Source organism: Bacillus sp. T3, assembly GCF_033449965.1.
Taxonomy (GTDB): domain Bacteria; phylum Bacillota; class Bacilli; order Bacillales; family Cytobacillaceae; genus Bacillus_BU.
This window is the reverse complement of record NZ_CP137761.1, coordinates 994404-1017526: the sequence shown is the minus strand read 5'-3', so window position 1 is coordinate 1017526 and position 23123 is coordinate 994404. Positions and strand designations below refer to the sequence as shown.

General features: G+C 34.3%; 16 protein-coding genes, 1 tRNA gene and 2 rRNA genes. 10 read left to right on the top strand and 9 right to left on the bottom strand.

Annotation, left to right across the window (positions count from 1 at the left end):
• Positions 1-7: 7 nt before the first annotated feature.
• Positions 8-2945, bottom strand: a 23S ribosomal RNA gene (locus RGF10_RS05155).
• 195 nt (positions 2946-3140) lie between these two features.
• Positions 3141-4691: ribosomal RNA gene (locus RGF10_RS05150) — 16S ribosomal RNA — on the bottom strand.
• The 16S and 23S rRNA genes sit together here, the layout of an rRNA operon.
• A gap of 576 nt (positions 4692-5267) precedes the next feature.
• Between RGF10_RS05150 and RGF10_RS05145 the strand changes: the two genes are divergently transcribed.
• Positions 5268-5444, top strand: coding sequence for a hypothetical protein (locus RGF10_RS05145; RefSeq protein WP_318507869.1), 177 nt, complete (start codon positions 5268-5270; stop codon positions 5442-5444).
• Between the two features lie 42 nt (positions 5445-5486).
• On the opposite strand, the gene RGF10_RS05140 is transcribed toward RGF10_RS05145, so the two are convergent.
• The gene (locus RGF10_RS05140) at positions 5487-6383 is read right to left on the bottom strand and encodes a DMT family transporter (protein ID WP_318507867.1); all 897 of its coding nucleotides are present in this window, start codon (positions 6381-6383) and stop codon (positions 5487-5489) included.
• A 145-nt stretch (positions 6384-6528) separates the two neighbouring features.
• Between RGF10_RS05140 and RGF10_RS05135 the strand changes: the two genes are divergently transcribed.
• Both RGF10_RS05135 and RGF10_RS05130 read left to right on the top strand, forming a co-directional pair.
• Positions 6529-7224 carry an MgtC/SapB family protein gene (locus RGF10_RS05135; RefSeq protein WP_318507866.1) on the top strand — a complete coding sequence of 232 codons (696 nt, stop codon included), beginning with the start codon at positions 6529-6531 and terminating at the stop codon, positions 7222-7224.
• A 134-nt stretch (positions 7225-7358) separates the two neighbouring features.
• Positions 7359-7431: transfer RNA gene (locus tag RGF10_RS05130), tRNA-Ala, on the top strand.
• A 204-nt stretch (positions 7432-7635) separates the two neighbouring features.
• On the opposite strand, the gene RGF10_RS05125 is transcribed toward RGF10_RS05130, so the two are convergent.
• Both RGF10_RS05125 and RGF10_RS05120 read right to left on the bottom strand, forming a co-directional pair.
• The gene (locus RGF10_RS05125; protein WP_318507864.1) at positions 7636-8760 is read right to left on the bottom strand and encodes a site-specific integrase; all 1125 of its coding nucleotides are present in this window, start codon (positions 8758-8760) and stop codon (positions 7636-7638) included.
• A 190-nt stretch (positions 8761-8950) separates the two neighbouring features.
• Complete coding sequence (locus tag RGF10_RS05120) at positions 8951-9157, bottom strand: helix-turn-helix domain-containing protein (RefSeq protein ID WP_318507862.1); 207 nt, start codon at positions 9155-9157, stop codon at positions 8951-8953.
• Positions 9158-9507: 350 nt separating this feature from the next.
• Here RGF10_RS05120 and RGF10_RS05115 point away from each other — a divergent pair, with 350 nt between their 5' ends.
• Positions 9508-11466, top strand: a complete 1959-nt coding sequence (locus tag RGF10_RS05115) for a hypothetical protein (protein WP_318507861.1) — start codon at positions 9508-9510, stop codon at positions 11464-11466.
• Positions 11467-11641: 175 nt separating this feature from the next.
• On the top strand, positions 11642-12670 hold the full coding sequence (locus RGF10_RS05110; RefSeq protein WP_318507859.1) for a hypothetical protein: 1029 nt from the start codon (positions 11642-11644) through the stop codon (positions 12668-12670).
• A gap of 344 nt (positions 12671-13014) precedes the next feature.
• Here the strand turns inward: RGF10_RS05110 and RGF10_RS05105 are convergent, their stop codons facing one another.
• From RGF10_RS05105 to radC, 3 genes are all read right to left on the bottom strand, one after another.
• Positions 13015-13146, bottom strand: a complete 132-nt coding sequence (locus RGF10_RS05105) for a hypothetical protein (RefSeq protein WP_318507857.1) — start codon at positions 13144-13146, stop codon at positions 13015-13017.
• On the bottom strand, positions 13136-13357 hold the full coding sequence (locus RGF10_RS05100; protein ID WP_318507855.1) for a glycine zipper family protein: 222 nt from the start codon (positions 13355-13357) through the stop codon (positions 13136-13138). The genes RGF10_RS05105 and RGF10_RS05100 overlap by 11 nt, the downstream gene beginning before the upstream one ends.
• A 401-nt stretch (positions 13358-13758) precedes the next feature.
• Complete coding sequence (gene radC, locus RGF10_RS05095; RefSeq protein WP_318507853.1) at positions 13759-14274, bottom strand: RadC family protein; 516 nt, start codon at positions 14272-14274, stop codon at positions 13759-13761.
• A gap of 306 nt (positions 14275-14580) precedes the next feature.
• Here radC and RGF10_RS05090 point away from each other — a divergent pair, with 306 nt between their 5' ends.
• The 4 genes from RGF10_RS05090 (at position 14581) to RGF10_RS05075 (ending at position 21609) form a co-directional block, all read left to right on the top strand.
• The gene (locus RGF10_RS05090) at positions 14581-15714 is read left to right on the top strand and encodes a dsDNA nuclease domain-containing protein (protein WP_318507851.1); all 1134 of its coding nucleotides are present in this window, start codon (positions 14581-14583) and stop codon (positions 15712-15714) included.
• Positions 15715-15764: 50 nt separating this feature from the next.
• Positions 15765-17483, top strand: coding sequence for a hypothetical protein (locus RGF10_RS05085; RefSeq protein WP_318507849.1), 1719 nt, complete (start codon positions 15765-15767; stop codon positions 17481-17483).
• 161 nt (positions 17484-17644) lie between these two features.
• Positions 17645-21226, top strand: coding sequence for a sacsin N-terminal ATP-binding-like domain-containing protein (locus RGF10_RS05080; RefSeq protein WP_318507847.1), 3582 nt, complete (start codon positions 17645-17647; stop codon positions 21224-21226).
• A complete protein-coding gene (locus RGF10_RS05075) occupies positions 21196-21609 on the top strand; it encodes a protein NO VEIN domain-containing protein (RefSeq protein WP_318507845.1) in 414 nt (137 codons plus the stop codon). Before RGF10_RS05080 ends, RGF10_RS05075 begins: the two co-directional genes overlap by 31 nt.
• A gap of 642 nt (positions 21610-22251) precedes the next feature.
• Here the strand turns inward: RGF10_RS05075 and RGF10_RS05070 are convergent.
• Positions 22252-22413 (bottom strand): hypothetical protein, encoded by a 162-nt coding sequence (locus tag RGF10_RS05070; RefSeq protein WP_318507844.1) that lies wholly within the window; start codon positions 22411-22413, stop codon positions 22252-22254.
• 397 nt (positions 22414-22810) lie between these two features.
• Between RGF10_RS05070 and RGF10_RS05065 the strand changes: the two genes are divergently transcribed.
• A complete protein-coding gene (locus tag RGF10_RS05065) occupies positions 22811-23092 on the top strand; it encodes a hypothetical protein (protein ID WP_318507842.1) in 282 nt (93 codons plus the stop codon).
• Positions 23093-23123: the final 31 nt, after the last annotated feature.

Below are 23123 nucleotides of genomic sequence, written 5' to 3'. Positions count from 1 at the left end.
ACGTTTTTTGGTTAAGTCCTCGACCGATTAGTATCAGTCAGCTCCACATGTCGCCACGCTTCCACCTCTGACCTATCAACCTGATCATCTTTCAGGGATCTTACTAGCTTGCGCTATGGGAAATCTCATCTTGAGGGGGGCTTCATGCTTAGATGCTTTCAGCACTTATCCCGTCCGCACATAGCTACCCAGCTATGCCTTTGGCAAGACAACTGGTACACCAGCGGTGCGTCCATCCCGGTCCTCTCGTACTAAGGACAGCTCCTCTCAAATTTCCTGCGCCCACGACGGATAGGGACCGAACTGTCTCACGACGTTCTGAACCCAGCTCGCGTACCGCTTTAATGGGCGAACAGCCCAACCCTTGGGACCGACTACAGCCCCAGGATGCGATGAGCCGACATCGAGGTGCCAAACCTCCCCGTCGATGTGGACTCTTGGGGGAGATAAGCCTGTTATCCCAGGGGTAGCTTTTATCCGTTGAGCGATGGCCCTTCCATGCGGAACCACCGGATCACTAAGCCCGACTTTCGTCCCTGCTCGACTTGTAGGTCTCGCAGTCAAGCTCCCTTGTGCCTTTACACTCTACGAATGATTTCCAACCATTCTGAGGGAACCTTTGGGCGCCTCCGTTACTTTTTAGGAGGCGACCGCCCCAGTCAAACTGCCCACCTGACACTGTCTCCTACCCCGATCAGGGGTATGGGTTAGAATTTCAATACAGCCAGGGTAGTATCCCACCGATGCCTCCACCGAAGCTGGCGCTCCGGTTTCTACGGCTCCTACCTATCCTGTACAAGCTGTACCAAAATTCAATATCAGGCTACAGTAAAGCTCCACGGGGTCTTTCCGTCCTGTCGCGGGTAACCTGCATCTTCACAGGTACTATAATTTCACCGAGTCTCTCGTTGAGACAGTGCCCAGATCGTTACGCCTTTCGTGCGGGTCGGAACTTACCCGACAAGGAATTTCGCTACCTTAGGACCGTTATAGTTACGGCCGCCGTTTACTGGGGCTTCGGTTCAAAGCTTCGCTTGCGCTAACCTCTCCCCTTAACCTTCCAGCACCGGGCAGGCGTCAGCCCCTATACTTCGCCTTGCGGCTTTGCAGAGACCTGTGTTTTTGCTAAACAGTCGCCTGGGCCTATTCACTGCGGCTCTTCTAGGCTTTAACACCCAAAAGAGCACCCCTTCTCCCGAAGTTACGGGGTCATTTTGCCGAGTTCCTTAACGAGAGTTCTCTCGCTCACCTTAGGATTCTCTCCTCGACTACCTGTGTCGGTTTGCGGTACGGGCACCTTTTATCTCGCTAGAGGCTTTTCTTGGCAGTGTGGAATCAGGAACTTCGGTACTATATTTCCCTCGGCATCACAGCTCAGCCTTTACGGAAACGGGATTTGCCTCATTTCCAGCCTAACTGCTTACACGCACATATCCAGCAGTGCGCTTACCCTATCCTCCTGCGTCCCCCCGTTGCTCAAACGATAATGAGGTGGTACAGGAATATCAACCTGTTATCCATCGCCTACGCCTTTCGGCCTCGGCTTAGGTCCCGACTAACCCTGAGCGGACGAGCCTTCCTCAGGAAACCTTAGTCATTCGGTGGATGGGATTCTCACCCATCTTTCGCTACTCATACCGGCATTCTCACTTCTAAGCGCTCCACCAGTCCTTACGGTCTAGCTTCAACGCCCTTAGAACGCTCTCCTACCACTGACATCGTAGATGTCAATCCACAGCTTCGGTGATACGTTTAGCCCAGGTACATTTTCGGCGCAGAGTCACTCGACCAGTGAGCTATTACGCACTCTTTAAATGGTGGCTGCTTCTAAGCCAACATCCTGGTTGTCTAAGCAACTCCACATCCTTTTCCACTTAACGTATACTTTGGGACCTTAGCTGGTGGTCTGGGCTGTTTCCCTTTTGACTACGGATCTTATCACTCGCAGTCTGACTCCCACGGATAAGTCTTTGGCATTCGGAGTTTGTCTGAATTCGGTAACCCGATGAGGGCCCCTAGTCCAAACAGTGCTCTACCTCCAAGACTCTTACTACGTGAGGCTAGCCCTAAAGCTATTTCGGAGAGAACCAGCTATCTCCAAGTTCGATTGGAATTTCTCCGCTACCCACACCTCATCCCCGCACTTTTCAACGTGCGTGGGTTCGGGCCTCCAGTTGGTGTTACCCAACCTTCACCCTGGACATGGGTAGATCACCTGGTTTCGGGTCTACGACCACATACTAATACGCCCTATTCAGACTCGCTTTCGCTGCGGCTCCGTCTTCTCAACTTAACCTTGCATGTAATCGTAACTCGCAGGTTCATTCTACAAAAGGCACGCCATCACCCATTAACGGGCTCTGACTACTTGTAGGCACACGGTTTCAGGATCTCTTTCACTCCCCTTCCAGGGTGCTTTTCACCTTTCCCTCACGGTACTGGTTCACTATCGGTCACTAGGGAGTATTTAGCCTTGGGAGATGGTCCTCCCTGCTTCCGACCGGATTTCACGTGTCCAGGCCGTACTCAGGATCCACTCAGGAGGGAACGAAGTTTCAACTACAGGGTTTTTACCTTCTTTGACGGACCTTTCCAGATCTCTTCATTTACCCCGTTCCTTTGTAACTCCATGTTGAGTGTCCTACAACCCCAAGAGGCAAGCCTCTTGGTTTGGGCTATGTCCCGTTTCGCTCGCCGCTACTCAGGGAATCGCGTTTGCTTTCTCTTCCTCCGGGTACTTAGATGTTTCAGTTCCCAGGGTGTGCCTTCAATACCCTATGTATTCAGGTAAAGATACTACTCCATTACGAGTAGTGGGTTCCCCCATTCGGAAATCTCCAGGATCAAAGCTTACTTACAGCTCCCCGAAGCATATCGGTGTTAGTACCGTCCTTCATCGGCTCCTAGTGCCAAGGCATCCACCGTGCGCCCTTTCTAACTTAACCTAAAGGTTAATTCTCTTATTATTAAGAGAGAAAAAACTAATGTGGTGTTTCTTGTTTTCTTCTTTTACGATTATCTAGTTTTCAAAGAACGAAATGATAAAGAGGAATTGATCCCTCAAAACTAAACAAACAAAGCGGTCAACAGTACAGACCAGAAGGTCTGCATTCCGATTGTCTTTACGACAATATCCTTAGAAAGGAGGTGATCCAGCCGCACCTTCCGATACGGCTACCTTGTTACGACTTCACCCCAATCATCTGTCCCACCTTAGGCGGCTGGCTCCTTACGGTTACCCCACCGACTTCGGGTGTTACAAACTCTCGTGGTGTGACGGGCGGTGTGTACAAGGCCCGGGAACGTATTCACCGCGGCATGCTGATCCGCGATTACTAGCGATTCCAGCTTCATGTAGGCGAGTTGCAGCCTACAATCCGAACTGAGAATGGTTTTATGGGATTGGCTCGACCTCGCGGTTTCGCGACCCTTTGTACCATCCATTGTAGCACGTGTGTAGCCCAGGTCATAAGGGGCATGATGATTTGACGTCATCCCCACCTTCCTCCGGTTTGTCACCGGCAGTCACCTTAGAGTGCCCAACTAAATGCTGGCAACTAAGATCAAGGGTTGCGCTCGTTGCGGGACTTAACCCAACATCTCACGACACGAGCTGACGACAACCATGCACCACCTGTCACTCTGTCCCCCGAAGGGGAACGTCCTATCTCTAGGAGTGTCAGAGGATGTCAAGACCTGGTAAGGTTCTTCGCGTTGCTTCGAATTAAACCACATGCTCCACCGCTTGTGCGGGCCCCCGTCAATTCCTTTGAGTTTCAGCCTTGCGGCCGTACTCCCCAGGCGGAGTGCTTAATGCGTTTGCTGCAGCACTAAAGGGCGGAAACCCTCTAACACTTAGCACTCATCGTTTACGGCGTGGACTACCAGGGTATCTAATCCTGTTCGCTCCCCACGCTTTCGCGCCTCAGCGTCAGTTACAGACCAAAGAGCCGCCTTCGCCACTGGTGTTCCTCCACATCTCTACGCATTTCACCGCTACACGTGGAATTCCGCTCTTCTCTTCTGCACTCAAGTTCCCCAGTTTCCAATGACCCTCCCAGGTTCAGCCGGGGGCTTTCACATCAGACTTAAGGAACCGCCTGCGCGCGCTTTACGCCCAATAATTCCGGACAACGCTTGCCACCTACGTATTACCGCGGCTGCTGGCACGTAGTTAGCCGTGGCTTTCTGGTTAGGTACCGTCAAGGTACCGGCAGTTACTCCGGTACTTGTTCTTCCCTAACAACAGAGCTTTACGACCCGAAGGCCTTCTTCGCTCACGCGGCGTTGCTCCGTCAGACTTTCGTCCATTGCGGAAGATTCCCTACTGCTGCCTCCCGTAGGAGTCTGGGCCGTGTCTCAGTCCCAGTGTGGCCGATCACCCTCTCAGGTCGGCTACGCATCGTCGCCTTGGTGAGCCGTTACCTCACCAACTAGCTAATGCGCCGCGGGCCCATCTGTAAGTGACAGCCGAAACCGTCTTTCAGCTTTCCCTCATGAGAGGAAAAGGATTATCCAGGTATTAGCTCCGGTTTCCCGAAGTTATCCCAGTCTTACAGGCAGGTTGCCCACGTGTTACTCACCCGTCCGCCGCTGATATCAGGGAGCAAGCTCCCATCAATCCGCTCGACTTGCATGTATTAGGCACGCCGCCAGCGTTCGTCCTGAGCCAGGATCAAACTCTCCAAGAAAGTTGATTTAGCTCAAAAATGTTACGTTGGCTAGTGTGTTTATAACCGAAGTTATAAGCACTAAAATTTATTATTGTTGACGTTTGTTTGTTTAGTTTTCAAAGAACAATTTTCTTTATCATCGCTCAGAAGCGACTTTTTTAATATAACATTTCAACTTCTGTTTGTCAACATATCTTTCAAAATACATTTTCGAAAGTTGTTTTTTATTTTCCTCTCGGTGAGGACGTGTTCTAATATATCACGGCTAAAAAATGAATGCAATACATTTCGTTATTTTTTTTGGTTTTATATTAAAGAAATTGCTTTTATCGTATACCTTCAATAACTTTTGGGGAAAAACCATTGATCTCAGCATTAATTTTATCCACAGTCCAAATGGAAGTAAAGTAGTGGTAAATATATTAATTTTCTGAATATCAAAACTTTATCAACAACTTTCTTATTGTTTATCCACAATTCTATTCACTACACTCCTCTTTAATTAAACAGTATTTGAAATCATTCAATAGACCCAGGAAGTACTAGATGTAATTTCAGCTTCATAACATATTAAAAAAGACAAAGGAGAACCAAATGCTAGAGTCTATTGCTTTTTACCTATCATTATTTATGACACTAATCTTATTTGTTAGGGGATATATAGAGGCAATGTTGATTGCCAATTCATCTGAAATAGTATACGGTGGCACATTGATTTTCTGCGTTGTCTTTGCACTAATTTTTTCTAAAGCCACCTTTGTCTTTAGTTAAATAAAAAATGCGGCAACCCTCACCATAAGGTTGCCGCATTTTTTAATATGTTGCTTCTTTTACTTTTTCTCTTTTTACATCGACTAAGAAGATCATGATCCCGATTAATACAATGAGTCCGCCCACCATTTGCGTCCAAAGTACTTCTTCACTTAATAGAATGACGGCTAGGATGGTAGCGCCAATCGGTTCAAATAGAATTGCAACTGAAATCGTTGATGTACTCAGCCATTTAATTGACCAATTTAAAAACGTATGACCAAACAGGTTTGGTATAAGTGCTAATAGGAAGAAATAAAGCCAATTGTCACTTTCAAAACCAATTAATGGTTCGTGAGCAGCTAAAACATAAAGTAATAAAGTAATCGAGCTAATTGAATATACAACGAATGTATAAGTAATTAAAGATACTCTCTTCCTTACTGTTTGACCGAATAATAAGTAGGCTGTGATAAGTCCACAAGCAATGAGCGCTAGGATGTCGCCAAATAGAGCGTTTCCACTGATTCTAAAATCGCCCCAACTGATAACAACACTTCCTATTACTGCGATAATTCCACTTATAATTTCTTTTAATGATAGTTTTTCTTTAAAGAAGACAAAGGTTCCTACAAATGCAAATAGCGGTTGTAGCGTAACGAGTACAGTTGAGCTTGCAACAGACGTGTAATTGAGCGATTCAAACCAAAGAATAAAATGAAACGCTAGAAAAACTCCGGATACAATGGAGAAGATCCAATCCCGTTTCGTTATAAGTCGAAGTTCTGAAACATATTTTAAAAGAAAAACCGGAAGCATCAGGATAACTGAAAAAAATAACCGATAAAAAGCTATTACGCCTGTTGGTGCTGTAGAATACTTAACAAAGATGGCGGAGGTTGATACCGAAATTACGCCAATCGCAAGGGCAATGTATGGATTTATTACTGGTTTTCCCATTTTTTATCTCCTTTTAGACGATACATGTTAAAATTTATGTAGATATAATTTTACTCCTTTATGAGTGATTTTTTCTATTTAATATTGTTTTATATAAAAAAACCTTATGGTATAGAAATTACAAGTGGAAAAGCGGGGGAGGATAATGTTTGATATCGACAAAGATATATTGGTGAAATTAGGGATTTCAGCTGTTTTAGGATTAATTATAGGCCTAGAACGGGAATTAAAAAGAAAGCCAGTTGGATTAAAAACCAGTTTGGTTATTTGTATTGTAAGCTGTCTGCTTACAATAGTATCGATTGAATCTGCGTATTTATTTCCACATGATGATGATGTAAATATTACAATGGATCCTCTGCGTTTAGCAGCTCAAATTGTATCTGGAATTGGTTTCCTAGGTGCTGGGGTGATTTTACGACGCGGGAATGACAGTATTTCTGGATTAACAACAGCAGCGATGATTTGGGGTGCTGCTGGGATTGGGATTGCAGTTGGAACTGGATTTTATATGGAAGCTTTTGCTGGAGTTATTTTGCTTATTGTCAGTGTTGAAATAGTTCCTTATCTTATGGGTTTTATTGGTATTCGGCGACTTCGAGAAAAAGAAGTTCAGCTAAAGCTCCATGTTCGCAATCGTGAGAAAATGGGTGAAATCATCGCTAATATTAAAAAAGAGGAAATTAAGATTAAAACTTTGAAAATTAAGGATACCAGTGAAGGGGATCTGCTTCTACAATTGATGTTAATTGTTGATTTTAGCGAAGATACGACTGAAGTATATAATCATGTTGTTAAAATTGCGGGTGTTGAAAAACTCGAAGTGGAAAGTATGTCTTAATTTATATCTATAGTTGAGCAAATAAGTGAGGATCCTTGGTTCCTCACTTGTTATTTTTATGAAAAAATTACACTTGCATATTGGTAAGGTTCTCGTTATAATTTTTCTTGTACCGTAAAAAGTCTATTACTTACGGGGGATTAGCTCAGCTGGGAGAGCGCAACGCTGGCAGCGTTGAGGTCAGGGGTTCGAGCCCCCTATTCTCCATACAAAAAAAAGCCATTAAACGCTTGGTTTTCCGAGCATTTAATGGCTTTCTTTTTATTTAAAAATGACAAACATTTTCCTGTTGGTCACACTAACGGTCACACTACCTATTTTTTTTAGAAATTTTCGGGTTTCCTTACTTATAGGACTAGCTCAGAAGTATATATTTATCGAGCTTAGAAACAGGAACTTAGAATTTTGTAATTACTCCCCAAATAACATATCCCCATATTGCTTTGCGGTCTCTTTATGAACACTAGGTAAAACATGGCTATAGGTATCAAGAGTAACCCTAATATCTGAATGACCTAATATTTCTTTAACAATTTTTGGATTTACACTTTGTGATAACATTAGAGTAGCCACAGTATGGCGAAGGTCATGAAACCTTATTTTCGGAACCTTAGCCTTTTTCATTAAGTTATAGAAAATGCGAAGCAAATTGCGAGGGTTTACGGGGGTTCCAAACTTTGTACATACAACAAGATTATTATCTACATACATATCTCCTGCAACAAGTTTTTCTTTTGCAATTTTCTTTCTATGAATCTTTAAATCATTTATTGCTTTATCAGTTAGTGAGATAGTTCTAATACTAGATTTTGTCTTTGTCTCTTTGGACAGTTTTTTTCCATCATGACTGAGGGTTTGTCTTACGTGCAATACCCTTTCCTCAAAATCAATGTCCTTCCAACGTAAACCAAGTAATTCACTCTGTCGCATACCCGTTGTAAGTGCAAGAATAAAAACAATATACATAGGACTTTCTTCTGTCTGCTTTAAAAATCTTGTGGTTTGATCTAAATTCCAGACCAGCATTTCCTTACGCGGCACTTTTGGAGCCTCAGCGTCCTCTACAGGACTAAAGTAAACATACTTTCTTTTTACTGCTGTTTTAAAGGAACTTTTTACAACCTTATGAATATCTAAAATTGAGCGTTCAGATAACCCTTTTTCTTTAGATAAATACGCATAAAACTTCTCAATCATTTGAGTAGTAATTTTCCCAATTTCTTGGTTTTTAAAATAAGGAGAAATATGATTTTTTATATTCATTTTATACGTTCTAAAAGTCGATTCCTTTAATTTCAATGATTTGCTATCTAGCCACTCACCTTCTAAGAATTCTATATATCTAAGGTTAGTGTTTTTGATATAAGTATTCTCGTCCACTTGCTGCAATATTTTTCGCATTTCTCTCATTGCTTCTTTTTCTGTGCGAAAACCACGCCTTTTAATTTGTCTCCTCTTACCATTCTCATCTTTTCCTGCGCTTACAACAAACCAATACGTTCCCTTTTTTTCATCTTTATGAACCTTCATTTGCATTTTGAGTACCTCCAAATTTTATAGTTATGGAGATGTTAGAGTTTAAATACTTTTCCATTTTAAAAACTAACTATCTGTATATCTTCAATTTTTTTAAATTTCAACTATTAGAACATCCATTAAATCTCACAGATTTTAGGCATAAAAAATACCGTAGCATTTTGCCACGGCAATTCAAATTATTTAATACTTATTCCTCTTTGTACAATTCAATATTCTTTTGAACTTTGGCTAATACATATTCTTTGAGGCAAACTTTTGGTATTCTGTAGGCTTTTCCTATTTTTAATGATTTTACCTCTTTAGACTGTAATAATTGATAAGCTTTATTACGTCCAATACCCAAAATCTCCATAATATCTTCTATCGTTAATAAATCATCATACTGAGTAAACATAGTATCCTCCTTTCGCTTATCACGGTGATAATATATATTTTTAAATGCGTGAATTACTATTACATTAATGTTTATTCCAAATTAGTTTTAATTAGATGGTCCCTAGAATGATTAAATTTAATTATTCAAGTAACTTATTAATATAAGAAAGGAACATATATTGAAACTAAAAAAAGTTTCTGATTATGGTAAAATTCTGTATTGAGAGGACTTAACAAAATATTCAAATGGCAGATTTATTATAGTAGCAAGGGGATTTTTAAAAGTAAGTAACAACTCGGGGACTATTGATTTTTATATCGTTACCTTGTTACGCCGTTACTTCGTTACTATTATGAAGGGAGAATAAAATGATAAAGCCAGAACAGCTATTTCGAGCAAGCCATTTATTTACAGATCCACCAGATTTGATCGAAAGGATAAGAGCAAGATATAACAAGTCCTTTTCTGAAAAAAATATTGATCTTATGATAAATGACAAATATCAAATAACAAGATCCACTCTACTATTACATAAAGACTTTAACATTGACAGTTTTTGCATTGATGATGTTCTAGATCAAGTTAAAGAAAAGGTACATACTTTTTACAATAATTTTTTTATTTTTCCAAGTCATACCCTTTTCTTTTTTGATGGAAATAAGAAAATTATTTTTGGTTTGAGGATGGTATGCGTAAAAAGTAAAAAGAATGGAATACGTGTGAAAATTATTGATATTCAAAGCAAGGATTTTTCAAAAGATAATTTTTGGATTAAATTATCCGAATACATTGGTGAAAACTGGAATATATCCCAACAATTGATTAAATCAAAAAACTATAGAACCGAATTCAATCGAATAGTAAACAATATGATCAAAAATGGTCCCTTTATTGTCTATACTAATCAAATTGGTTGGGTAGAAGGAATAAAAAACTGGTATTATGTCCCTTTTACATCAGTTGAGGAGGATGAGGTAATTTATACTGAAGCTTTAAACTCAAAATATGGACTTGAAATAGTTGATAACTCAAAACCATATGAATCTTTTCACTCCATGCTTAAGATACTGGATATTAGCGATAAGAGGGTAACAGTCCCCTTACTTTCCTATGCATTTCTTTCTTTGGTGACCAGCTTAAATCACTTTCAAGAATTTGCTTCACCTAAATTTTCTATTAATGTTTATGGAAATAATAAATTCCTTAGCAATAAAGAATTTGCTAATTTATTTTGCAATTTTTACGATAGAAAATCACAAATATCCAGCATTAGTTCAAAGTTCCATTCAAATTCTAGAGTTGAACAAAAGGGCTTACAGAAAAAAGCAGCTCGTATTAGAGACGGTATTTTAATTATAAATACGGAACAACGACCTGAAATGATTAAAAGAGCATTACTTCAAAATGACTTCGAAAACTTGCTGCTTTTTATTAGTGACAAAAAAATTGATAGAGAATTTATCTTAAATCTAGATATAACAGATTTAAAAATTAATCAATTAATTGTCAACAATATGCGTCTCAAACCAAAGTTACTAACCACTTCTTTGTATCATGCAACAGAACAATTAAGAACCATTTTTTCAATATATTTTGGAGGTTCACGGAAAAAAATTAAAAAATTTTTTCAAAACCAGTATAAATATTTTCGAAAACAAATAGATTGTAAGGATTTAAAACAGGAAGAGGACTTGTTGCATATATACTCATACTTACTTATTGGCTACAATCTTTTTTTACAATTAGGAAGCAATGAAAACTACTACCTATTTAATGAAAATGCGCATGACGAAAACACTGAAATATTGTTAAAAGATGCTATTCAACTTTTTCAACAAGAATGTGTTATAAAAAATGCTCCTAAGATTGAAAAACTAGAAGTAGCTGTTGATGAAATACTTAATTTAAAAGAAGATCATATCGCTTTTTTAGAGAATCTATTAAAACTATTGCCTGATTCAATACCAAAACGTAAAGACAAAAATCTTACTTCAGAGAGCTTATTGTGGGTTGATGATAAGGATAATAATTTGCTTTATATAAAAAATGATATTTTTTCACATATTTTAACAAAGGTGAATAATAATATTGATACACTAAGCGAAAGCGAACAAAAATCTGAAATTACAAAATATAAGACAATGGTGTATAAAAAGTGTCACTCTACTGGAATATTTCCTGATGCAGATAAGATAGATAAGGAAGGAATAAAAATAGGAGAGATTGAGAAACCAATGAAAATAGGAAAGTCTGACTTAAACAAAGTAATTCGAGTTTTTAAATTTAACAAAATTCAAAGTATTAAATATCTAGAAAATAAGAAATAGTTTTATCTTTTAATTCCAAATGAAATTATCTGTAAAAAAGGCATGGCTGCAAAATTAACAGCCATGTATTTTTTTATTATTCAACTAACAATTCTTTGACTTAAATAATATACCCCCTCCGCTAATGGTATCTACTGGTGCAGGCATTTTTGGGGGTGTTAGTGAGGGATGTTAGTTGATTGACATGATGTATATAAGTTATAGATTGACAAACTCTGATTACAATAACATATTTAAAAATTTGCAGAACTTCTTGAAACAGAACTTTAGATCTCACCAGCTTCGAAGGGATTCTTGGGATAAGGATGTTTATATTACTAATGGCTTAGCTAAATACGGATTTCAGGAAATTCGATTAAGAAAAAATAAATGGAAATACTATTCTATTGAAATTCGATTAAGACCTAAATTATTAATTGATTCCAAAGGCTACTATCAACTGACATCAATCTCAGAATTTGAAGAGATAAGCATTGGTTTCAATTATATACTAAATGACATTTTATCTTTAAAATTACCTGATTTTTTTAAATGGAAAGCACTTAGAATAGAAGCAGCAATTGATTTAAAAATTGATGAAGAAATAATCCCTAAATATTTGTTTTTATTTAAGAAAGGTAATATTCCTGATTATTTTCTTATAAATCCACAGACTCAAAAATACAAGGATTCCAAAACCAATGTCTATTTGATGTCCGTTAATAAAACTGTTAATTGGTATAACAGATACGAGACTTTATTGGAAAAAGAAAAGAAAGCTCATAAGAAATTTCTAGATTTTTCAGAGACAAAGGGAATTTTACGTTTTGAAACTCAAGTAAGAGATGGCAATGAATTAGTAATGGATGTTTTAAATCAGGAGCGCTGTAAAAAGGAGGTTCTTAAATTTTACAAACAAATTGTGGGTAAAGGTAATTATTATAAATTAAATACCGCCTTAAAAATAATAAAAGAAAAGGTGAATGATCATCAAAAGCAGATAGAGCTTGAAATAATATTAAAATTGATTGATAAATGTGGAAGTATTGTTGAAGCAAAAGAAGCCTTTCTAAGTGAAAATAATACACAAGATCCTGCAGACACATTTAGCAAACGCATTAACCAATTAAGGAAATTAGGGATAAACCCTGTTGTTTTACCTTCAGAATGGAAGATAACATATTTAGAAAATTTGTATGACAAAATTAGAGATATTTTTATTTAGTAAAATATAAAGTAAAAATCTATAGAGAATTTAATATCAACTACCAGATGAATATCGTTTTGTATTTTCCAAGGTGTTTTTAGCTCAAATCCGATTTATCCACCTTTCCAGCTAAAATTGAGCCTTGATATTGAACTAAATTCTTCGTTTAAAGCCAACTTCCTAATCGCCATTCGTAGGTTGGAAACTAGACCTGGTTTGTTCAATCTGAATGACTTTAAATTAAATTTTCAATAACGCTAGATATTCGAAAGAACCAGATGGATTAATTATCTGTTATACTTTTCTTCAAACTCAAAAAAATAAGAACCCAATTTAAATCATTGGATTCTTACACAAGAATTTTATTCAGACTTTTCTTCTAATTGGGTCTTTACATCATCCATTGCTTCTAGTAGGTCTTTTTCTCCTGTAACAAGATCAATAAAAGCATTAAAGCCTACATTAGCACCATCTTCGAATTTATTATTTCCCATTTTCACTTTCACCTACTTTTTTTGATAATTCATTCCCAGCAATTGCTCCTCCAGCTGTTCCTACAACAGTTCCTACTCCAAATGAAATTGCACCAATTACTGGTCCACCTAATAAAAATCCTACTCCTGTTAATAATGTAGCACCTGTTGCCCCTCCAACAAGCCCACCAGATGTACCACTTACTATTTTTCTTAAAAATCCCATCATCATCCTCCTTTCATCATTCTACTATTTGTCTTTTTAATTAATTCAAAATAGATATTCGATTAAGATCACCTCCAAAAAAAGTAAAAGGCGCTTAAATACAAAAGGGATTGAAAACAAAAGCAAATCAAAATAGTACCGACTCTTGATCTTCTTTTCATTTCGTTATATACCTTTTGTATGAAAACGCCTTGATAGTTAAATTATTATTTATTATTGATTGGGTGTTACATCTATATTTTGGACCAATTACACAATTTATAAACATTGATTCAATAATATTTCATGGTTTTTGTAACTAATAAAGAATATGCATTTAAAAGTGTGCCCTTTCGTTTAAAAAACAAATTTATTTTCGAGAATATCAAAGATAAAACTGACTGACTCTTTTCTGTTTTTTTCTTTATCTATAGGTATCCATGTTCTTTCAAACTATAAAAATGATCCCCACCAATAATAAGATGATCAATTAAATCTATGCCTACAATTTTACCAGACTCAGCGAGTCGCCTCGTAACATCAATATCCTCTTTTGAAGGATTAGTGTTAGTACTAGGATGATTGTGAGCTACTATCATTGAAGCTGAGTTTGACAGAATTGCAGATTTTAGGACTTCTCTAGGGTGTACAATGCTTGCATTTAAACTTCCAACATGACAGACATTAATAGTTGTTGGTTGATTTTTTGTATCAAGGCACATGACGATAAAATATTCACGATCTGCATCAGCTAATAAACCTTTTAGTATGTCATATGCATCCTCAGGTGATCTAACTGATCTTTTTGGATACAGCATACTTTTCTCACGGACTATTTTTAAACTTACAATATTAATTCTTTTTGCTGATAATTTTTTTCTACCTTTTTCTTTAAACTCGAATAACTCCCCTTGCTCAGTTTGCTTGACTAAATAATTCCTCATGATTATGACCTCCAAATATTTGGATGTTAGGAAAGCATTAAAATTGGGAAAAGGTTCTCACAAGATGGTTCCAATATTATTACTAGAAGTTAAATATTTTTTGTACCCAACTTTAAAATCTGATCCATTATACTCACTGGAATAATATATAATTAATTATTTAGACAATACGAATTAAACTTCTCATTAAAATTTCTCATACTAAACTCATAAAATGTGTTTTATCAATAGTTTGTAGAAGATTGTAAAATATTGTAGTAAACTAAAAAAAGGAAATAGTAAATCCTGTAAAGGCAGGAGGAAATTATGAAAAATATTTTAGTTACTCAATTACGTGAAAAAGCAGGATCAGATTCTTATAATCGTTATGAATATCAAGCACATTGGATTGTATATCACATGCTTGACAACTTTCAAAAACAAAAAGAGTTTCTTATTTTTTGTGAATTTCATGACGATATGGCAGAAAGCGAAAATACTAGTTCGCCAAATTGTATGGAGTTTTTCCAAGTTAAGACTAGTGAAACCAAAAAAACTTGGTCTCTAAAAGACCTTTTTCGAAAGGCTAAACGACCAAATGGTACTTATAAAAATTCATTTCTAGGATTTATATTTTATAATTTTCATAAATTCTCTAATGATTGTAGCAAGTGTCATTTTATATCAAATATTAATTTTGATACTGATATTTTAAAATGGCAATCTATCATAAAAGATGGAAAAGTATTAGAGATGGAAGATTTAGATTTATTCAATACAATAAAAAAACTTGCTCAAAAAGAATACCCTACATTAACTCAGACTGAATTTGAAGAAGTTTTCAATCGGTTTGTTCAAAATACACACTTGACTAAGTCCCCTTTGACTCTTGAAGGACATGTTGATCAGGTAAAAGGAGTTTTTTTTGAAGTTGCAAGCAAGTTTAATTTAGATATTAAAAGCGGGTATCTCCTTTTAACTACAATAGTTGAATCAGTTCGAAAAAAAACAAAAACAATTATTTCCACTCCAATTAGTTACGAAGACCTTAAACAGCAAAAAGGGATTTCTTCTGATATATTCAAGCAATTGGAAGCAACCTTTAGTACTATGCCTAAACATAACGAAATATATAAAAACATAAAGGACTTTTTAACACAAAATGGCTTTCTCGACTTACAAATTAATGCTATTTTAAGAAAATTAAACAAACATCACAAAAAAATAGTAGACGTTTCAGATACTTTATATCAAGACACAATTAGGTTGTTTATTGATGAAATAGAAGTGTTACTTGAAGAAAAATTTGAAGAAATGTCTGATTTTAGTAAATTAAACTCTTTATTAGAAAAGTTAATAACTTCCTTTCGTAATCAACCAAGACATCAAGATATTGATAATATGCTTTTGAGAGGTGTATTTTATGAAACAATCTTATCGACAGAAAGTAATAACTTATAAAAGGCTTATTAGAAATCTACGACTTCAATCATTAAAGGGAGATATCAATAATGATAAGCAAACATTTAACGATAAAAAAGATACTAATAATAAGTAGATCAGATGAAGCATCATTAGAAGTTCCTTTACATAGAGGTTTAAATATTATTTTAGGGAAAAATAAAACTGGAAAGTCATCTTTAATCAAAACTATCTTTTATTCTTTTGGCTGTGAAGTAAAATTTGACGAAGATTGGGAGAAGTTGAATAAGCGCTCCTTAGTTATTTTTAGCGTTGGGGATAAAGATTATTTATTAGAAAGACAAGATAATACATATGTTTTATTTAAAACTACAGATGATTTAAAGTCCTTATTTTTTCAAGGTTCTTTTAGTTTTTCGGATTTCTCGAAAAAGTTTTTAGAATTATTCAATATAAATGCAACTTGGATTGACAAAAATGGAAAAGAACAGCCTATAACTCCTCCCCATCTTTTTTCATTCCAATATATAGATCAGGACAAAGGCTGGCATTCAATCGCCAGAAGCTTTAATAAAGTTGCTTATATTTCTAATTGGGACACTCAGATAATTAAATATATAATTGGTTATCAAACAGAGGAGTATTTTAAACATAAAAAGGAAATTGAAAAATATAAAATTCTAATTAAAGAAATTGAGATAAAAATAAAAAATATAGAAGATTTTGTATCAGATCTTATAAAAAGAGATCAACATTTGGATGAAGCAGATACATCATTTATTGAAGATGACTTAACTAAGAGTAAGAATATACTAGACAAACTTACAAATATGGAAAAAGAACGAATTGCAATTAGCAATGAGTTAAGCCTACTCCAAAACGATCAATATGAAAAGAAAATTATTATTAATTCTTTAACTATGTATTCAGAGGAACTAATTGAAGATCATAATTTTGCATCAACATTAGACGAGAAAATCACTTGTCCTTTTTGCGGAGTAATACATAATAACGAAATAATAGAGAAATCTGAAATAATTAAAGACATTCAAACTGCCACCAACATCTTGACTCAGGCTACTAAAGAATTAGAGCAAATTGGAATCACCATAGACTTATTGGATCAAAAATACAATAAAATAAACTCTGATTATGAAATTCACAGAAAAGAATTAATTGAGATAGAAGAAAAAACAAATGCCATTAATACAATTAAAAATGAAGGAAAAAACGAATTGATTCTATCAAGTTACGATGAAATCAAAAATATTAGAAAAAATAGAGATGAATATCTTGGTTTAAAAGAAGATTATCAATCGAAAATAAAATCTATTGAATCAAGAAAAAGGCAAACCGAAATTACACAATCTTTAAAAGAATATATGAATTTACTCTTTGAAAAACTTGATTTATCTGGAGTATCCATAAAATTTCGAAGTTTCATGCCTGTCATAAAAAAAACTGGGAGTGAACTACCTAGAGTAATCTATTCTTATTACATTGCCCTATACTTATATAATCTATCAACTGAAGCAACACCATTTAAATTCCTAGTTATTGATACTCCAAATCAACAAGGACAAGATGAAAATAATCTACAAAATATAAATTCTGCATTAGAACTACTTCTATCTGATGATGGGCAGGTCATAATTGGTAGTGAAAGATCAACTGGAGTAGAACATCAAGCTGCTAACCTAATACGGCTTACCAACTACAAAAAATGTCTTACAAAGGATATGTATTCAGTTCATAATAACTTCCTTAAAGAATTAGATCAAATAAGAGAAAAGGCATTATTAAATTAATCAATTAGACTTTTGTTTCGAAAGATTAATTGCACCTTAATAGTGACTGATTTAATTGTTAATTCAGTAAAAGCAAGATCAAAAACAGACAATTTACGACAAAAAATGTATTGATGCTTTTGTAAATTAATAAAAAGCTGCAATAAAGGAGAATTAAATTCATGGAACAGTCGCTAATTGAAGAATTGTTCTATATAAAAGCAAGAAATGATGATAATTCAAAAAGTTTGGCAAGTCTACTCAATGTTTTAACTAGTACTGTTTTCGGAAGTACAAACAGATTTGTATTTGAGCTCTTACAAAATGCCGATGATTCACCAAAACAACCAGGAGAAGGAGTTAAAGTAGATTTTATCTTAACTGATAATTATCTTATCTTTTCCCATAGTGGAAAACATTTTTCAAATGATGATGTAAGAGGGATTTCCAATGTAGCTAGTGGTGACAGTGGTAAAGCAAAGGATACCGAAAAAACTGGTTATAAAGGTATTGGCTTCAAATCCGTTTTTGGAATTTCACCTTGTGTTTATATCAAATCTAATAATTTTGTTTTTAGATTTGACAAGGATTACAAATTATGGAGAGAAAAAAATGATTATCCTTGGCAAATTATACCTATTTGGTCTGAAAATGAAATTCCAAGTGAAGTAAACTTATACATAGACAAAGAGAAAGTAACCACAATTATCTCCATAGATAGTAAAAAAAGAATATTAGAAGAGATTACTGAGGTTTTTAAAGACCCCCAAATAACTCTTTTTTTAAGAAATGTCGTAACAATCTCTTTTTATGATAAATCAAATCGACTCTTTAAAGTTGAAAAAAAAGAAATAAATGGGTTCAATCAAATCTATTACAATGAACAAATTAGGAGTACATGGCTGATAAAAGATTTTATCATTAATGTTCCTGCAGAGCTAAAGAAAAAGTTAAACCAATTGTCAGATCAAGAATGTCCTGAAAAATTAAAATTAACAAACAAGACAAAATTGACATTTGCTGCAAAGATTGAGGACGGAAAATTAGTTCGTGTTAAGGAATCGTTAATTTATTCTTATTTACCAACTAAATTAAATATGCAATTTCCTTTTTTAATAAATGGCGACTTTATTTTAAATGCTGAAAGGTCTGATTTGTTAGAGAATGATTGGAACTTTTTCTTATTATTCCAAATAGCTCATTATAAAATTATATGGCTTTCTGAGCTTGCCAATTCTATTTATAAAAATCAAATAACTTGCTTAATAAAAGAGAAATTTCCCCAGCCAAATACAAAAGTAAAAAAAAGTTATAACGAAGGATTGGAATATGCAATTAGTAATATTGGATTTATTCCAGGGCGAATAAATGGTAAATTGCTAAAAGTTAATGAATGTCTGATAGATCAAATTAATCTCTCTGATTATTTCGATACCAAGATTATTGAAAAATTTTATGATGATAAATATTTTATCGCAGCATCAACAATTAATAATACTAATAAATTAATAGCATTAGGAGCACAAACATTTAATTTTGAAAAGCTTACTAAATTGATAGAGTGGTTTAATTTTCAAGAAATAATAAAAATTCCTGAAAATAATTTAAAGCTTATTTTATTTTTCATTAATTCCACCACGGAAAAAAAACAAGAAGATTGGCTCAAAAAGCTAAATGATATTAATTTTTTGTTAAGCAAAGGATGTAACCTTTGTAGCCCTAGTACTATTTATTATCCATTAAAGAATGGTAGAGAATTTGACTTTATTCAATTAGAATTTTTGCATCCATACATACTTGAGCACATTCAAAGTGACAAAAACAAAAATGAATGGTTGAATTCAATTGGTGTAAAGGATTCATCCGAAATTGAAATATTAAGAAGATCAATTTATCACATGATAGAACATAAATTAATTAATGCAAGTAATGCTATTATAGTTGGTCAATTTGTATTTAAAGTATACAAAAGTGGTAAATTGAGTGACCTTGACTATCAAAAGCTAAAAAAGCTATGGCTACTTACCTCAAAATCAAAAATTCTGTTACCCGAAAAATGTTATTTATCAAATTTATATGATCCAGAATTAAAAATAGAAAATATTCTTAATGATGGTAATTTTATTTCTGAAAATTACGTTGAAAAACGGGAAGATATATCTGGTTGGAAGGATTTATTCTTAAAAATAGGTGTTAGAGAAAAAGTAAAGATTTTCCCAGAAAGAGGAAAAACCTATAGACGTACTTTGCAAAGTAATTACCCGCAGATCTCAACCTATTTAACTGATTACATAGATTCAAGTAATATCTACCCCTCAAGAACTTATGGATATAGGGATTCACAACACCAAATAAATAATTTTGTATATGTCGAATTTATGGAATTTCTTAGCGACTATTCTTTCGCAAAAATATTCTGGAAGATAATATTTCAAGAATATTGGATAGCACTTCATGAACTAAGTATAGATACAAGTTATCATACAATGATTAGTGATAATAAAATTGATTCTTATATTCAATATAGAGTTTGTAATTTCCCAAGTATACCTTCATTTGATAGGAAGGTTTATAAGTCTGTGGACATATACACTCCAAAATTAAGATCCTTACTTTCAGAATATTTACCAGTAGTTGATCTTGATATTACCTTAACTGAAGAACAAATAGAATTTTTGAAATTAAAAAGAATTCTTGATGTAGATGATATTTTAAATGTATTTAAAATAATAAGTAATGAGGATTTTTCACACAAAAAGGTAGATATTATATCCTTACTTTATAAACATTTGTTACTTCAGAATAAAGAATCAGAAAAAGAAGTAATTGAAAAAATTAAATTATGGAATAGCACAGGAAAGTTATTGGCAACTGATGATACTTATAGAAACCTTAATCAATTGTTTTGTTTCATGGTCGCTGGGGTAGCGCAACCTGCTAATTCGGAATACTTTATAAAAATTCCAACAACCATACAACTCAATGAACAAAAGGAGATTTGTAATCTTTTTGAAATCCCAATTATTTCTTATAATAATTTAGAATTAAAAACAAAAATTAGAAAACATGATGATAATCTATTTATTCAGCTAAAGGAAAAGATTGATTATATATGTAGTTTGTATTCAAATTTTACCTATGAAGATCCTAAACCTGTTCATCAAAGGTTTAATGAGAAATTACAAAGGACAAATTTTTATAAAGTTGAAATGATGGAACTAGTTTATGAAGTTAATAATGTCATCATTTATAGGCAAAAGACTAATACTTGGTACGACAATAATTTTAATTTTTATTATGCTGATGAATGGAATAGTCCACTTACCTTGTATTCTCTAAGCAATTCTTTATGTAGTTATTTTGGTCTTGAGAATATAGAAAATGAATTAACATTGATTTTACAGCTTGATTTAAATCAATTGAAAAAATGGTTTTTGGAGAGAGATTATAAATTTTTCACATATTCAAATTCTGTTTTAAGTGAAGAAAAATTTTATAAAGAGGACCATTCTAATAGTAGAGAATTTGAGAATGATGAACATACTAATACTGAAGATTCTAATGATTCTCCAAATAATCAACTTACCATTTTTTCTCCAGAGGTAAAAGCATCAGATATTAATTACTCTACCTTGAATGTATTTAATAGGAATTTAAATTCTACAATTATAAATGATGATAATAAAGAATACGATACTATCCAAGACGATGATGTTAAAGTTGACATTGGAAAATGGGGGAAGTTGCAACTTATTATTATCTAAAAACACAATACAGAAACAGACATAGCGAATTACGGCTTTTAGAAAATAATACTGGATTTGAATTATATAAAAACAACATGATGATTATTAGAGTTACATGGAATAACCTACAAAATGAAAGCTACTTGCCTTATGATTTTGTTATTGAAGAAAATAATTCTATAAAATATATTGAGGTAAAATCAACACCATCGGATAATAAATCACAAGTAGATTTTTCAAGAAAAGAATGGGATTGGATGTTTAAGAACATGGAGAATTATTGCATCTATAGGATTTTTAATGTAGGTAAAAAAAATGTTCGTATTGAAATCATTGATTCCCCTGCAGATTTAATTATTAAAGGTGAAATATTTCTTGACCAAATCAAGTTATTAATTTGATTAACTAGAATGAATTAAGTTATTTGTAATGGTCACATTTTTGGTCACACTTTTTCTATTTGGAGTTATCCCAAATCCTCGGATATATAAAGTTGAATGTCTTAATTACCTTAGTTTATCAAGCCTACTATTGCAAATCTCTTAATCTAGAAAACCTACTCGCTTCACTGGCAGCGTTGAGGTCAGGGGTTCGAGCCCCCTATTCTCCATCCTAAAAAAAGCCGAAAACCATTAATACTGGGTTTTTCGGTTTTTTTGTTTCCATTACTAGTCATTAATATTACGGATTATTGTGTAAGGACCATTTGTTCGTGATTATAACTAAGTTGTAAATTTATAAAAAGTTAACAATAATCTTTTATTATTTTAATAATGGATATTTAGAATATTTCATAATCAAAATTCCGCTGTGAAAAGGGGTTTTTTCTGTGATATTCAAACATTTCATTTTACCGGTCCTTCTTTTTATTTTCTCCATTATAATAATAGTCGCAGGTATTAAGACTATTGGAGAGATAATTACAGAGTTTAGCACTTATTATTTTACTTTTTTATATTTGATTATTTTGTAGATGACAGTTAATAGAAAGAGCCTGTCTCCCGCTAATTTAGGCGTGTTGACAGGCTCTTTCTATTAACTATTTAAACTTTGAGCACTTTGAATTGTCCGCCACCGAATAAATTGTTAGTAAAATCAATTTTTGCATTATCAAAATATACCTTATCTCTTTCATTTACCAGAAACTGGATACCGCTGATTTCTGTTATTTCATCATTTTCTAAAGCTGACTCTTCCAGAGCCAAACGAAGCTGTGGACCCCCTCAGCCAATGCCCATCGTTAAACGAATAAGGGGCATTTTACCTTCGTTCATAACGTCCTGGACTTCTTTCGTTATTGCAGATATTGCAGCTTGTGTAATTTTCACCATATAGTTAACCTCCATAACTTAAAAAATTGTTCCACTATATAATATACCCAGGTAGGTATACAGTCAATCATAAATATTTATTAAGACTTCATTAAATAACAGTGTTAACCTTAATAACTTTATGAAAATCGAAATCCTTTTGTTATATTCTCTTTCTAGTTATTGTACCCCGTTTGCTTTTGTCACAAATTAGACACATTAATATAGCATAGGTTATTTCTTTTTATTTAGTAGCGTATTAAAATACGCTTATAAAAATGAAGGAGCGATAATGATGAAGTTCCCTAAGAATATTATTCTTGAATCAGTTGCAGAAGGAAGAAGCCATGAAGCATACGGGCTTGAATTTATCCAGGAGCTAGGAAATGATGATGCCGGTTATTCTGAAATGATCGTCGTAATCTTTAAATACAAAGATAAATTCTATAGTGTTGATATTCACCATATCAACGGTGAAAACAATTATGACCATTGGGGAGACGAAGTTGAATGTCCTGAGGTCGTGCGTAAGGAAGCCATTCAATATTATTGGGAAGAAGTTAAACAAGGCTAATTTTCCCTCTAACAAAGAAAAAATCACTTCA

Coding starts and splice junctions, on each gene's coding strand:
- RGF10_RS05145 (WP_318507869.1), top strand. CDS start 5,268: ATGCTAGAGTCTATTGCTTTTTACCTATCATTATTTATGACACTAATC.
- RGF10_RS05140 (WP_318507867.1), bottom strand. CDS start 6,383: ATGGGAAAACCAGTAATAAATCCATACATTGCCCTTGCGATTGGCGTA.
- RGF10_RS05135 (WP_318507866.1), top strand. CDS start 6,529: ATGTTTGATATCGACAAAGATATATTGGTGAAATTAGGGATTTCAGCT.
- RGF10_RS05125 (WP_318507864.1), bottom strand. CDS start 8,760: ATGCAAATGAAGGTTCATAAAGATGAAAAAAAGGGAACGTATTGGTTT.
- RGF10_RS05120 (WP_318507862.1), bottom strand. CDS start 9,157: ATGTTTACTCAGTATGATGATTTATTAACGATAGAAGATATTATGGAG.
- RGF10_RS05115 (WP_318507861.1), top strand. CDS start 9,508: ATGATAAAGCCAGAACAGCTATTTCGAGCAAGCCATTTATTTACAGAT.
- RGF10_RS05105 (WP_318507857.1), bottom strand. CDS start 13,146: ATGGGAAATAATAAATTCGAAGATGGTGCTAATGTAGGCTTTAATGCT.
- RGF10_RS05100 (WP_318507855.1), bottom strand. CDS start 13,357: ATGATGATGGGATTTTTAAGAAAAATAGTAAGTGGTACATCTGGTGGG.
- radC (WP_318507853.1), bottom strand. CDS start 14,274: ATGAGGAATTATTTAGTCAAGCAAACTGAGCAAGGGGAGTTATTCGAG.
- RGF10_RS05090 (WP_318507851.1), top strand. CDS start 14,581: ATGAAAAATATTTTAGTTACTCAATTACGTGAAAAAGCAGGATCAGAT.
- RGF10_RS05085 (WP_318507849.1), top strand. CDS start 15,765: ATGATAAGCAAACATTTAACGATAAAAAAGATACTAATAATAAGTAGA.
- RGF10_RS05080 (WP_318507847.1), top strand. CDS start 17,645: ATGGAACAGTCGCTAATTGAAGAATTGTTCTATATAAAAGCAAGAAAT.
- RGF10_RS05075 (WP_318507845.1), top strand. CDS start 21,196: ATGGGGGAAGTTGCAACTTATTATTATCTAAAAACACAATACAGAAAC.
- RGF10_RS05065 (WP_318507842.1), top strand. CDS start 22,811: ATGATGAAGTTCCCTAAGAATATTATTCTTGAATCAGTTGCAGAAGGA.